The 13485-nt window shown below is 63.1% G+C and carries 13 protein-coding genes; 7 read left to right on the top strand and 6 right to left on the bottom strand.

From position 1 onward, the window contains the following. Nucleotides 1-312: 312 nt before the first annotated feature. Complete coding sequence (locus tag AC0IYS_RS07785; protein ID WP_471704630.1) at nt 313-705, top strand: VanZ family protein; 393 nt, start codon at nt 313-315, stop codon at nt 703-705. A 387-nt stretch (nt 706-1092) separates the two neighbouring features. After that, the gene (locus AC0IYS_RS07780; RefSeq protein ID WP_471704629.1) at nt 1093-1617 is read left to right on the top strand and encodes a hypothetical protein; all 525 of its coding nucleotides are present in this window, start codon (nt 1093-1095) and stop codon (nt 1615-1617) included. Nucleotides 1618-1626: 9 nt separating this feature from the next. On the opposite strand, the gene AC0IYS_RS07775 is transcribed toward AC0IYS_RS07780, so the two are convergent. Beyond that, complete coding sequence (locus tag AC0IYS_RS07775; RefSeq protein WP_471704628.1) at nt 1627-2538, bottom strand: TraB/GumN family protein; 912 nt, start codon at nt 2536-2538, stop codon at nt 1627-1629. A gap of 288 nt (nt 2539-2826) precedes the next feature. On the opposite strand from AC0IYS_RS07775, the gene AC0IYS_RS07770 reads away from it, so the two are divergent. After that, complete coding sequence (locus tag AC0IYS_RS07770) at nt 2827-3834, top strand: LLM class flavin-dependent oxidoreductase (protein WP_471704627.1); 1008 nt, start codon at nt 2827-2829, stop codon at nt 3832-3834. A gap of 152 nt (nt 3835-3986) precedes the next feature. Next, nucleotides 3987-5165 (top strand): MFS transporter, encoded by a 1179-nt coding sequence (locus AC0IYS_RS07765; protein ID WP_471708819.1) that lies wholly within the window; start codon nt 3987-3989, stop codon nt 5163-5165. A gap of 15 nt (nt 5166-5180) precedes the next feature. Here the strand turns inward: AC0IYS_RS07765 and AC0IYS_RS07760 are convergent, their stop codons facing one another. Both AC0IYS_RS07760 and AC0IYS_RS07755 read right to left on the bottom strand, forming a co-directional pair. Continuing rightward, nucleotides 5181-6074 (bottom strand): family 43 glycosylhydrolase, encoded by an 894-nt coding sequence (locus tag AC0IYS_RS07760; RefSeq protein ID WP_471704626.1) that lies wholly within the window; start codon nt 6072-6074, stop codon nt 5181-5183. 125 nt (nt 6075-6199) lie between these two features. Beyond that, nucleotides 6200-7831, bottom strand: a complete 1632-nt coding sequence (locus AC0IYS_RS07755; protein WP_471704625.1) for a M28 family peptidase — start codon at nt 7829-7831, stop codon at nt 6200-6202. Between the two features lie 129 nt (nt 7832-7960). Between AC0IYS_RS07755 and gluQRS the strand changes: the two genes are divergently transcribed. Both gluQRS and AC0IYS_RS07745 read left to right on the top strand, forming a co-directional pair. Beyond that, nucleotides 7961-8884, top strand: a complete 924-nt coding sequence (gene gluQRS / locus AC0IYS_RS07750) for a tRNA glutamyl-Q(34) synthetase GluQRS (protein WP_471704624.1) — start codon at nt 7961-7963, stop codon at nt 8882-8884. A 68-nt stretch (nt 8885-8952) separates the two neighbouring features. Beyond that, a complete protein-coding gene (locus AC0IYS_RS07745; RefSeq protein WP_471704623.1) occupies nt 8953-10455 on the top strand; it encodes a CYTH and CHAD domain-containing protein in 1503 nt (500 codons plus the stop codon). A gap of 13 nt (nt 10456-10468) precedes the next feature. On the opposite strand, the gene AC0IYS_RS07740 is transcribed toward AC0IYS_RS07745, so the two are convergent. From AC0IYS_RS07740 to AC0IYS_RS07730, 3 genes are all read right to left on the bottom strand, one after another. After that, the gene (locus tag AC0IYS_RS07740; RefSeq protein ID WP_471704622.1) at nt 10469-10891 is read right to left on the bottom strand and encodes a hypothetical protein; all 423 of its coding nucleotides are present in this window, start codon (nt 10889-10891) and stop codon (nt 10469-10471) included. A gap of 35 nt (nt 10892-10926) precedes the next feature. Then, nucleotides 10927-11526 carry a LysE family translocator gene (locus AC0IYS_RS07735; RefSeq protein WP_471704621.1) on the bottom strand — a complete coding sequence of 200 codons (600 nt, stop codon included), beginning with the start codon at nt 11524-11526 and terminating at the stop codon, nt 10927-10929. A gap of 94 nt (nt 11527-11620) precedes the next feature. After that, entirely contained in the window at nt 11621-12619 is a 999-nt protein-coding gene (locus AC0IYS_RS07730; RefSeq protein WP_471704620.1) for a LysR family transcriptional regulator, read from the bottom strand. A gap of 101 nt (nt 12620-12720) precedes the next feature. On the opposite strand from AC0IYS_RS07730, the gene AC0IYS_RS07725 reads away from it, so the two are divergent. Then, nucleotides 12721-13431, top strand: a complete 711-nt coding sequence (locus AC0IYS_RS07725; RefSeq protein WP_471704619.1) for an HAD family hydrolase — start codon at nt 12721-12723, stop codon at nt 13429-13431. Nucleotides 13432-13485: the final 54 nt, after the last annotated feature.

The following is a 13485-nucleotide window of genomic DNA, read 5'->3' as shown; positions in this document are numbered from 1 at the left end:
ATAAAGAGTTATGCGCCTGCCTGATGTCTGGTATCTGAAACAACAATTAGACACATATCTGGTGGAGTCCCATAATTACACCTGTCTCCACTATTCTCCTCCAAGAAAATAGTTTTAAGCCCGCTTTAACCAGCGGGCTTTTTTTTGCCCTTTTTTCGCTGGTATTGTTTTTTGTCATAGCCGCGTCATATTGCCGCCCTATACTCATTACATCTTAAGTACATGCAACCGATAGGCATGACTGAAGAAAGGTGCACCGGGAACCCGGTGCACCACTCCCCATTTCTCGCAGTGCGTGGTATTGTCTGGTTTATGATCAAGCAACTACTTCTGACTTCATCGCACGCCAAACTGCGCTACCGAACCGCCATCTTCCTGTATCTGCTGATTCTGATCTTCGGCTCGATTCCCGGCGCCCGCAAGGATATCGGCGAGGTCGCATCCGGCGTCATCCTGCACTCGATGGCGTACGCCGGCCTGGCCTTCCTGATCTTTACCGGCGGCACGGGCAGCCCGATGCAGCGTGCGGGCAAAGCCGTGCTCACCATCGCGGCCATGGGCGCCGTGGACGAGGTCGTGCAAAGCTTCCTGCCCTACCGCCACGGCGCCATTTCCGATTGGCTGGTCGATTGCAACGCCGCCATCCTGACTTCGCTGGTCATGTGGGCCTTGTGGACGCGTTTCCGTATCCAGACGCAAACTTAAGGTTGGCGCTGACATCAGCAGGGCTGACATCGGCGGAAAAGCTTCTCCCGCACCCGGTCGCCGATTCCACATCCAAACGCATTTGCTGCAATTGCTCGGCTTGGGCCACGCGTACCAATCCGTGCAATGCATGAGTGAGCAAATGCCTGCAGCGGGGATCCTGCTTTTCCCCACAGGCTAGAGTGATTAACTCTTCGATAATAGTGTCTGTCACGCGCGTCAACATATCGATGTCCTTTAAAGTGATACCGAACAATTATTGTCTGCGGGTAGCATGTTTCAATTGATGTACATCAATTGTGACGGGATAGGCAGGAACAAATAAGCATCGCGTCGCTCTCACCCAAGTGGCTGGCCCACTTTGATTAACCAACGGGGAGGCGAAAAATGTACATCACTAAGCAAAATAAATGGGTTGCAGTTTTATGCATGGCGGCGTTGGCCGGGTGCGCTTCGGACGGGACGTCCGACAGTTCGTCGAGTGCCAACACTGGCTATACGGCGCCGGGCACCACGGCAGCGTCCAGCACCGCTGGAACCAGCAGTCCAAGCAGTACCGGAACCGGGGAAACCGGCAGCAGCACTGCGGGAACCGGGACCGGCAGCATGGGGGCGATGGGCAGCGCCGGCACGACGGGCGGCATCGCGAGTGCCGGAGACGCCAGCTCCGCGCAAACCTCGTATGGAACGGTGCAATCCATTGACCAGATGCAGCGTCAGGATGTTGGCGCTGGCGCTGTGGGCGCGGCGGCGGCGGGTGGCACCATGGGCGGTTCGCCAACCGACCGCGTATACCGCGTCACCGTAAAGATGGACGACGGCAGCAGCCAACTGGTGGTGGTCGACTCCATGCCTGGCTACAAAATAGGTGACCGGGTCCGCTACAACAACGGCACCCTCACGCCGTATTAATACAGTTGCTTAATACAGCTGTTCGACCTGATAGCCGCGCCGCTTGAGTAACTGCGGCAGGCCATCATCACCCACCAGATGCAGCAGGCCAACGCCGACAAAGGCGACTTTGTCCTGCTGCATGATGCGCTCGATATTGGCGGCCATTTCAGGGTTCCGTTTGCCCAGCAGCACGCGCTGCATGAAGCCGGCGGAGATCGAATCGCCGGTGGTGGCCGATTGCCACGCGGCCTTGATGCCTGGCGCGTCGGCTGAACTCCATGCGTCGATCAACGCCTTCGATTTTTTCAGCGACGAACCGCTCGCCAGATCGGCCAGGCTTTCCACCAAATACTGCTCTTGCTGGCGCGCGTCCAGCATGTCGAACAGGCCCAGTTGATACTCCGCGCTCTCCAGTTCCTGCACGCTCTTGTCCTGCTTCTGCGCGGCGGCCAGCAGCGCGTATTCCACCGCCTGGCTGCGCTGGAATCCATGCGTATCCAACTCCGTCCCGACCAGCAGATTGGCGATCAGCCATGGCTTGTAGTGCTGCACCGATTGCAGCGACAAGCCAGCCTTGGCCAAGGCGGCGACCATGTTGTTCAAGGTAGCCGGGCTCAGGTGGTTCTGCACGATGTCGCCGTCCGGATAACGGCCATGACGCGCCAACGCCTTCTGGAAAGGCAAATCCTGACGAATATCGAGCTCGAGGACCAAGGTATTAGAATCGAGCAACGCCCGCGATGCCTCGGCATCGAGCGGATAAAAACCGTCCTTGCCGACATGAATGGTGCCAAACAAATAACTGACTTTGCCTTCATGGGTGATGCGGTACAGTTGGCCACGGCGCTGCGAACTCGTCTCGCTCACGCCGGCGGCAAATGCCGCCTGGCTGACAAGGCTGAGCAACAACGCAAACATGATGACAAGTTTCTTAGGCATGCGAATTCCCGACGATAGCAGGAGATGCCATCGAAATAACATTATTTAAGAGGGATGGGAGCAGCTCGGCGTGGCGCTTTACTGTTTCCTATGGTAAATCAGGAAAGCGCTGGAGAAAACTTTTTTGTGACATTTGGCGCCCGTGTCGGCAAATTAAACACACTTAAATAGCAGGGGAATAATAAAAAAGCTGTGCAAATATAAATATATTGGCGCTTTAACACGGTAAAACCACATGCGCGCCAAGGGCTTCATTGAAACCTGTGGGGTTGGCCCGATATATTATTCATGATTCCATTTTCCATACTCGACCTCGCCCCGATCGCCGAAGGCAGCAGCGCTTCCGCATCGTTCCGCAACACACTCGACCTCGCCCAGCACGGCGAGCGTTGGGGTTATCAGCGCTACTGGCTGGCCGAACACCACGGCATGCCGGGCATCGCCAGCGCGGCGACCGCGGTGGTGATAGCGCATGTGGCCGGCGGCACATCGACCATCCGCGTCGGCGCCGGCGGCATCATGCTGCCCAACCACGCGCCGCTGGTGATCGCCGAGCAGTTCGGCACGCTGGAAGCGCTCTACCCCGGCCGCATCGACCTTGGACTGGGCCGCGCGCCCGGTTCCGACCAGATCACGGCGCGCGCACTGCGCCGCACCCTGGAAACGGACGCGGACGCCTTCCCGCAGGACGTGCTGGAGTTGCAAGATTACATGTCCGATGCGCCGCGCCAGCGCGTGCTGGCCGTGCCCGGCAAAGGCGCCAAGGTGCCGCTGTGGATACTGGGCTCCAGCACCTTCGGCGCGCAATTGGCCGCGCACATGGGTTTGCCGTTCGCCTTCGCCTCGCACTTCGCGCCACAGATGATGATGCAAGCGCTGACCTTGTACCGCGCCAACTTCCAGCCGTCGGCGCAACTGGCCAAGCCGTATGTCATGCTCGGCTTCAACGTCTTCGCCGCCGACACGGACGAGGAGGCACGCCTGCGCGCCACCTCGATGCAGCAAGCCTTTGTCAACCTGCGCACCGGCAAGCCGTCACGGCTGCAGCCACCGCAACCTGGCTATCTCGAGTCGATGGGCCTGCCCGAACGCGCGATGCTGGACTCCGTGCTGTCGTGCAGCGCGATCGGCGCGCCGGAGACGGTTGGCCGCCAGTTACAGGAGTTCATCAACCGCACCGGCGCCGATGAGCTGATGATCACCTCGCAGATCTTCGAGCACGAGCACCGACTCCGTTCATACGAAATCACGGCCGAGGTGCACCAGTCCCTCAAGCGCGCCGAAGCTGGTTTGTAAGGCCACCGTCGAGAGGGATGCCACGGGGGCACCCGTGGCCCGAAATTTCCCGCGCTCAGCAGCATTTTGCAATCGCCGGTAAAATCGCGGCCTGCAAAATGAAGGAGCGTCACGTGAGCCAGTCCCACGCCCAGCAAGATCTTTCCCCCGGCATGGTCTGGCTATTCGCCGTCGCGACCGGTTTGATCGTCGCCAATCTGTACTACGCGCAAACCCTGATCGGCCCGATCGGCCGCGCCACCGGCCTCGCCCCCAGCGCGGCCGGCCTGATCGTCACCCTCACGCAAGTCGGCTATTGCGTCGGACTGCTGTTTATCGCCCCGCTCGGCGACCTGGTGGAAAACCGGCGCCTGATCTTCATCGCTTTGCTGACCAGCGCGGTCGCCTTGCTGGCCACCTCCGCCATCAGCGATCCGACACTGTTCCTGCTGGCCGCCTTCTGCATCGGCCTCGGCACCGTCGCCGCGCAAATCGTCGTCCCGTTCGCCGCCCACATGTCGCGGCCCGAAACGCGCGGCCAAACAGTCGGCAAGGTCATGAGCGGCCTGATGATGGGCATCATGCTTGCCCGTCCCGTCGCCAGCCTGATCGCCGACGCCTTGAACTGGCATGCCGTGTTCCTCATCTCCGCCGTCACCACCACCGCCCTCGCCTTCCTGCTAAGGGCCCGGCTGCCGCAGCGCCATCCGAACTCCGGCCTGCGCTACTTTGAGCTGCTGGGTTCGATGTGGCACCTGCTCAAGAGCACCCCGATCCTGTGCCGGCGCGCCGCCTACCAAGCCTGCATGTTCGGCGCCTTCAGCCTGTTCTGGACCAGCGTATCGCTCGAGCTGACGGGGCCGTACTTCCACCTCAGCCAAACAGGCGTCGCCATTTTCGCGCTGGTCGGGGTCGCCGGCGCGGTTGCCTCGCCGATCGCGGGCAAGCGTGCCGACCAGGGTAAAAGCCTGTCGACCACGTTCATCGCGTTTGCGCTGGCGGCCATGGCGTTCCTGCTGCCGCTGGCGATACACGCCGACCGCATCGTCGACCTGGGCGTGCTGGTGCTCACTTCGATCTTGCTGGACATGGGCGTCTCGGCCAGTCTGGTGACGGGGCAGCGGGCGATCTTCGCGCTGCCGGCGGAGATCCGCGCGCGCCTGAACGGGCTCTACATAGCGTTGTTCTTCATGGGCGGCGCGATCGGCTCGTCGCTGGGCGGCTGGATGTTCGCCGCGCACGGCTGGCGCGGCGTATTGTGGGCGGGCTTGGTGTTCCCGCTGGTGGCGCTGTGCGTGTTCGCCAGCGAACCCGGGGTCAGGTCCACTTTTTCTACACGGGCTGATCGCTAACGGCCCGCGCGGGCTCTATTTACGGTGCATTTTGCCGTCGGCGCTGTAGTCGATCTCCTGCAACAGGATCGAGCGCCGATGGTCGCCGCCGCCCGGCAATACGTTGTCGTGGTAGAACAGCAGCGTCTTGCCGTCATGCTCCAGGATCGCCTGGTGATTGGTCGAGATCTTCAGGAAGTCGATCAGCACGCCCCGATATTCAAACGGCCCCAGCGGCGACTTGCCGGTCGCGTAGACGATCTGCCCCGGCCAGCCGGTCGAGAACGAGAAGTAATACACGCCCTTGTGCTGATGCAGGAACGGCGCCTCGCCATAGGCGGTCTTGGCCGGAAACTTGTCCACCGCCACATTCTTGATGCCGCCCACCGCGCTCCTCAAGTCGGCCGACAGCTCGACCACCTTCGGCACCCGCGTGCCGAAGTACAAATAGATATGCTTGTCCTTGTCGATAAACACCGCCGGATCGATCGGTTCGTCGCCCGCGTTGGCGTCGCGCGGCGTTTCGACCAGGGGCTTGCCGATCAGGTCGACAAACGGCCCCATCGGGCTATCGCTGACGGCCACGCCGATTTGCTTGCCACCCACCGGCGCGAAGAAATAGTATTTTCCGCCATGCTCGACCGCTTCCGGCGCCCACGCCTTGGCGTCCGCACTGGTCCACTTGAAGATACTGGCCGGCAAAATCGGGCCATGATCCTTCCAGCTCTTCAAATCGGGAGACGTCAGCACCCGCCATGACGTCGAGTCCCAATACTTGCCCGAATTGTTTTGATCGTCGGTCGCGTAGACGACATACTGCCCGGCAAAAAAGTGCGGCGATGGATCGGCTGCGAAATTTTTCGTCAGCAAAGTTTGCGCGCCTGCGCAGGCGCCCGCTGTCAGCAGCAAGGTGGCCAAAATCGTTTTCATGAAGTCTCCAATATTTTTATTGCGACAATGGTAAAACTGATAATGACCGCCAAGATATAACTTTATTGGGTTCAGCCATAAAAAAAGCAGCCACGAAGGCTGCTTTCCGGCAGAACAAGCAGCGCTTACTTGACGTTGCGCGGCTTGGCGAACGCGTCGCCGGCCTTCCATTCAGGCAGCTTAGGGCTGTCGGCGACCATGCGGCCCAGGTTCAGCGTGTACTGCGCCATCTGCACCATGCCCGACAGATCCCAGCCGGCGTCGTACTCGTCGCTGACTTGGTGATAGCGCTTGCCGTAAGCGTCCGCCTTCAGCTTGGAACCGGCCGGGTCCTTGATGTACTCGCGGCCACCGTCGATCGAGAACGCCGGCACACCCTGCTTGGCAAAGCTGAAGTGGTCGCTGCGGAAGTAGCCGCCGGCCAGATCCGGTTCGGCCTTAGCGATGTGCATGCCCATCTTCTTGGCGGTGGCCTCGGCCATCTTGCCCAGTTCGGTGCGCTCGCTACCCTGGGTGCCGATATCGCGCGTGGCGCCGACAAAGTTCAGGCTGTCCAGGTTCAGGTTGGCGGCGGTCTTCGCCAGCGGCCACAGCGGCGCCGTGGCGTAGGCCGCGCTGCCCAGCAGGCCCTGCTCCTCGGCAGCGACCCACAGGAACATCTGGCTGCGCTTGGCCGGTGCGCGCACCGCCTGTTGCGCCATCGCCAGCAACCCGGCCGTGCCGGAAGCGTTGTCGACCGCGCCATTGAAGATGGTATCCCCACTATCGCCTTGCTTGCCCAGGTGATCGTAATGCGCGCTGTAAATGACGACTTCATCTTTCAGCTTGGGATCGGTGCCCGGCACCACGGCGGCGACGTTGAACTGCTCGACCTTGCGCACGGCCGCTTTCATCTCACCGCTCAGTTTGGCGGCCAGCGGCACCGGTTTGAAGTCTTTGCCCTCGGCGGCGGTGCGCAACGCGTCCAGGTCCTGGCCGGCTGCCTTGAACAAGGTGCGGGCCGTGTCGTCCGTCATCCAGCCCTGCAGCTCGGTGCCGAGGGTGCCGGCCGCCAACTGGAAGCGCTCCACACCAGACCAGCTGTTCTGGATCACGCTCCAGCCATACGACGCGGTCGGCGTGGTATGGATCAGCAACACGCCGGCGGCGCCCTGGCGCTTGGCTTCCTCGAACTTGTAGGTCCAGCGGCCATAATAAGTCAGGCCTTTGCCGTTGAAGCGGTTCGGCTGCTCGGCGCTCGGCTGCGGATCGTTGACCATCATGACCAGGATCTTGCCTTTGAGGTCGGCGCCCTTGAAATCGTCCCACTGCTCGTCCTGCGCGGTGATGCCATAACCGACGAACACCAGGTCGGCGTTGAAACTGTGCGCGGCGGTCGCGTCGCCCGGCGCGAACACCCAGTCCTTGCCAAAGCTGATCGGCAGCGCCTGGCCGCCCGCTTCCAGCTTCAGCGTGCTCTCGGCCGGCAGCGTTTTGACGCCGGCGATCTGCACCGCCTGGCGATAGCTATCGCCGTTGCCGGGTTTCAAACCCAGCGCCAGCGACTGCGTTTCCAGGTAGGAGACGGTCAGGTCGGCGCCGCGCTGACCGGTGCCACGCCCTTCCAGCAAATCGCTGGACAGGAACGCGAGGTGCGCGCGCAGCGGCGCTTCCTGCACCACGGCAGCGGTTTTGCCGCTGGCCGCGAGGGCGGGGAAAGCCAGCGCCAGGCTGATGGCCAAGGCGGAGGCAACAAAGGATGGGGTCATTTTTTGCATGATGTCCTGAAGGCGTGGATGATGAAGTCGGCTGAATTCAGCGCGCGCACATTGTAAGACATTTGCCGGGGCCGCCGGCCGCCATCCATTGCGCAGCGCAGCATCCGCCCGCCGCGTTAAAATGGCGCCATGACCGATCGCATCGCTACCGCAGACAACTACGTAGGCCGCTTCGCGCCGTCCCCAACCGGACCGCTGCACATCGGCTCGCTGGTGGCGGCCATGGCCAGCTATCTGGACGCCAAGGTGCACCACGGCCGGTGGCTGGTGCGCATCGAAGACGTCGACGGCGACCGCAACGTGGCCGGCGCCGACCAGCACATCCTGGCCTCGCTGCAACGCTGCGGCATGGACTGGGACGGCGATGTCACCTGGCAAAGCCGCCGCACCGGTCTGTATGAGCAAGCGCTGCTGCGGCTCGGCGACCTGGCCTACCCCTGCGGCTGCTCCCGCAAGGAAATCGCCGATTCGCAACTGAGCCTGACCGGCAGGCAGGCGCAAGCGCTGATCTATCCCGGCACCTGCCGTCACGGCCTGGCGCCGGGCAAAAGCGCCCGCGCGCTGCGTCTGAAAGTGCCGCAAGCGCCGCACTGCCTGATCGGCTTCGACGACCGCTGGGCCGGTCACGTCAGCCAGGATTTGACCGACGAAGCGGGCGACTTCGTCATCAAACGCGCCGACGGCTTCTGGGCCTATCAACTGGCGGTGGTGGTGGACGACGGCGACCAGCGCGTGACCGATATCGTGCGCGGCGCCGACCTGCTCGACTCGACCCCGCGCCAAATCTATTTGCAACAAGCGCTGGGCCTGCCGCAACCGCGCTACCTGCACGTACCGGTGGTGGTCAACGAGCTGGGCGAAAAATTATCCAAACAGACCGGCGCCATGGCCTTCGACAACGGCGCGCCGCCGGAGCTGCTGCTGCAACAAGCGCTGCTGCCGGCGGCGCGCTTCCTCGGCATGGATTTCCAGGCCGACACGATCGAAAGCTTCTGGCGGACCGCCACACCGGCCTGGGCACAAGTTCTGCGGAATCTGCCTATTTCGCAGTAGTCTCGACATCGCTCAAGCCCGGCAGAGCCGTGCGCCGCCCGCCCGGATTTTTCATCTACACTGGCGCCATGGAAGTCGAACTCAAACTATTACTTGCCCCCGCCGACAACGAGGCGCTAATGCGCCACCCGCTGATCGCCGCCCACGCCAGCGGTCCCGCGCGCGCGCAACAAATGACGGCGCGCTACTTCGACACGCCGGACCTGCATTTCCTGCACCACGGCGCCGGCCTGCGCGTGCGCAAGGTCGGCGAAGAATGGAGTCAGACGATGAAGGCCGGTGGCAGCGTGCAAAGCGGCTTGCATAGCCGCAATGAGTGGGAGTGCCCGGTGGACCGGGCCTGGCCGCGCCTCGGCCGCTTGCGCAAACTGATCGGCAACGATCCGCAATGGCGCGACATGCTGGACCTGCCGGATCTGAAGGAGCGGCTGGAACCGCTGTTTTTGGTGGAAGTGGAGCGCCACACGTGGGATCTGGAGATCGAAGGCAATTCGATCGAGCTGGTGCTCGACCACGGCCACATCGAACGCCACGGCCGCAAAATCGACATCAACGAAATCGAACTGGAACTGAAGGAAGGCGAACCCGCAGCGCTGTATTCCTTCGCGCTGGAACTGCACCAGCAGATTCCGCTGCGGCTCAGCAACATCAGCAAGGCCGAACGGGGCTACCTGCTGTGCCGCCAAACCGGCACCGCGCCCTACCGCGCCCAGGCGCTGACCCTCGACCCGGACGCCACGGTCGGCGAGGCGCTCAAAACCGTCCTCGATAACTGCCTGCAACACATCCAGCGCAACGAGGAAGCCGTCATCCATGGCGACGATCCCGAAACCCTGCACCAGATGCGCGTCGGCCTGCGCCGCCTGCGTTCGGCCTTGAAACTGTTCGACAACGCCGCTCCCTGTCCGGAAGCGCTGGCGGCCGACATCGCGTGGCTGGGCACGGAGCTGGGCGCCGCGCGCGACGCCGACGTGCTGTTGATGTCGACCTTGCCGCGCATCCAGTCCAATCCCGGTGGCAAGAACGGGCTGCTGGAACTGCAAGCGCTGGCCTTGGCCGCCGCGCGCGGCTACCGCAAAACGGCCGCGAAAGCGCTGCTGTCGCCCCGCTACACGCAACTATTATTATCGATGGGGGTGTGGATGCAGCACATCGCCACGGACGTGCCCGACAGCCCGCTGCCGAAATTCGTACATTCGACAATGCAACGGCTGCACAAGCAACTGATCAAGCGCGCCAACCGCATGGACGACGATGACGCCGCTTCCATCCACCGCACCCGCATCGCCGCCAAGCGCGCCCGCTACGCGCTGGAATTTTTCCACTCGCTATACCGGCAGAAGGGCTCGCGCCAGTATCTGAAGACGCTGGCGGCGATCCAGTCGGAGCTGGGCCAGCACAACGACCTGATCACAGCCGACCGGCTATTGCAGGAAATGGCGGAGCAGCATCCGGACGCGGCCGACACCATCGGCTACGCGCGCGGCTATCTGCAGGCGCTGCAGTCGCAACAGCCGGTCGACCTGGACCAGCTCCGCGACACCTTGCACCACCTCAAGCTGCCGCGCTGACTACGACCTCAGTCTACCGCGCCGCGCCGCTCGCGGCCGGCACCGGCTTCGACGTCACCGTCCAGGCCAGCGTGCCGGTGCATTTGGCGCGCACCAGCGCCGACAAGATGTCGTCGGCCTCCTCGCTCGCCAGCGGATACTCCCTGGTCCCCTCGATCTTGAAATGCAAATCGGGCATGGTGGAGCTGGCGGTCTTCGACAGCACCGGCACATAACCACGCTCGGCAAGGATCAGCCGGCAAGGCTCCATGCCCTTCAAATCGAACGATTCCAGCTTGATGCTGAACACCCAGCGCTCCGCGACGCCGCGCGCGGCCAGCACGGGGTCGGGCAGCATCAGGTTCGACGGCAAGGTGGCGGCGCCGGCATGGGCGGCGAACACGGCGGCGGCCAGCAAAGCGGCGCGGGCGGCGGAGGAAACAAGACGGCGGGACATGGGCATTCCTCAAAATCAATCAAGCCGCCATGGTATCAGCCCACGAGTATCGGATACAGCGTGGCCACCAGCAGCAGCGCCATCACCACATTAAAGATGCGCACCGAGCGCGGGTCCTGCAACAGGCGGCGCATGGCCACGCCGAACATCGCCCACGCGCCGACGCCGAACGTGCCGACCGCGTTGAACACCAGCGCCAGCTGCGCCACGTCAACGGCGCCGAACCCCTGCGGCAGATAGGTCGTGATCGCGCTGATGGCCATGACCCAGGCCTTGGGATTAATCCACTGGAAAGCCGCCGCGCCGACAAACCCCATCGGTTTGGACCGCGCCGCCTGCTCGGCGTTCATCGGCGCCGCGTTGGCCAGCTTCCACGCCAGCCACAGCAGGTAAATCGCGCCCACATACTTCAGTATCAGCTGCAACATCGGAAACCGGACGAACACCGCGTGCAGCCCCAGCCCGGTGGCGAAGATCATGAAGGCGAAACCGAAGGTGATGCCGAACAAATGCGGCAGCGAGCGCTTGAACCCGTAGTTCAGCCCGGAAGCCATGATCATCGCGTTGTTGGGTCCGGGCGTGATCGACGTGACGGCGGCGAAGGTGCACAAGGGCAGCAAGAGTTCGGGCGACATGATTTATCCAGTGGTGGTAACCGGTCCATTGTAGTCACAACTGTGCTGGCGCGTACCGGTACACTTCTGCACACTATGCACCCACGTGTATTGGTCACTTGGCCGGTACGACCTTCGGCGCCCTCGGTTTGGCCGAGGATTGCGCCGGTTTGCGCTGGCGGCCCAGCAGCTTGTAGAAGCTCTCCAGCTCGCGCCGCACCAGGTCCTGGCCGTTCTCGATGACGAAATCCTGGAACGACGCGGCCACCTTGGGAATCGGCTGGCCGCTCAGGTGCATTATGTGCCAGTCCGCCTCCACCGGATTTTCCTGCATCGGCAGGATCGCCAGCAGGCCGGCCTCGAACTCCAGCCCGCAGGCGTGCACCGACAGGAATCCCAGCCCCAGCCCGGCCGACACCATGCGCTTGATCGCCTCGTTGCTGGACACCTCGGAGCCGAATTCGGCCGGGTGTCCCGCCTCGCGCAACAGCTTTTCGACCGCCGTGCGGGTACCGGAGCCGCGCTCGCGCACCATCAGGTTGGCGGCCATGACGTCGTTGAGCGTGATTTTTTTCTTCTTCATCAGCGGATGCGCGGGACTGGCCACGAACGCCATCGGATGGCGCGCGAACCTGGCCGCGTTGGTGCGCAGCTCGCGCGGCGGCGTGCCCATGATGGCCAGGTCGATCTCCTGGCGTGCCAGCATGTTGACGATCTCCGAGCGGTTCCCGACCTGCAGCTTGAGGCGCACGTCCGGCCGCTCGAGCGTGAACGGCACCAGCATCGGCGGCAGCAAATGCTCGGCGGTGGTGACGGCGCCGATGCGCAAGGTGCCGCTGGTGACGCCCTGCAGCGCGGCCAGTTCGTCGCCGGCCTGCTCCAGCAGGCGCAGGATGCGCTCCGAGAAGGTGGCCATCACCTCGCCGGCGGCGGTGAGCTGGATGTTGCGTCCCACCTTGCGCGTGAGCGCGATGCCGGCGATGTCCTCCAGCGTGCGCAGTTGCAGCGAGACGGCCGGCTGCGTGACGTGCATCGCCTCGGCCGCGCGCGACACGCTCTCGTGGCGGGCCACCAACACCAGCGATTGCAGCTGGCGGAAACTGGCGTGATACATAAGCTCTCCCTTATCAACTATCGAATATCTTTAATTTTTCTTTTGTAGATTCTACCGTTATATTTACGTCAATGCGATAGATCAAATTTTGAGGAAACGATATGAGCATAGACGTGATCTTCCTCGGCCTCGACGGCGTATTGTTCGACACCGAAGCGCTGCACCTAGCGGCCTGCAACGCGGCCTTCGCCAACGCCGGCCTGTCGATACGCTGGACCCTGCCGGCCCTGCGCGCGGCCGCCGCCACCCACGGCTATGCGCGCGCCATCGGCACGGTCATCCCCCGCGAGCTTTTCGGCCGTGACAAAAGCCGCGCGGCGGAACTGCACGCCGACAAGCACCGCCAGTTCCATCAGGCGATCGTCGCCAACCCGCCGGCTGCGCTGCCGGCAGCCCTCGCGCTGATCGACGACGCGATCGCCGCCGGCTGCAAGATCTGCATCCTGACCGACCTGCCGGCGCCCGCCACCTCGGCGCTGCTGGCACACAGCTTCGGCGCGCACGTCAACAGCGTATTCACCGTCGTCACCGGCGGCGCCGCTTTCGACGGCCCGTCCGGCACCGGCCCTTATGCCAGGGCGCTGCACGCGATGGGCGTGACGCCCGGCGACGCCATCGCCATCGACACCGCCGTCCCAAGCCTGCGCGCCGCCGGGGAAGCCGGCCTGTGGACGGTATCGGTCGCCCCCTACGGCGCCGACGTGGTCCGCCCGCGCCAATTCATCACCTTCGAAGCGCTGAACGAACTGCGCTCCAGCCCCTACACCCCCGACCAGCAGCAAGAGCAAGACCGCCAACACCTGGCCGCATAGGACGCAAACGCGGAATGACTACGGAAACACGTAGGGCGGATTAGCGCAAAGCGC

The sequence above is a fragment of the Duganella sp. AC237 genome (genome assembly GCF_979254035.1).
This window is presented reverse-complemented; position numbering and strand designations above follow the sequence as displayed.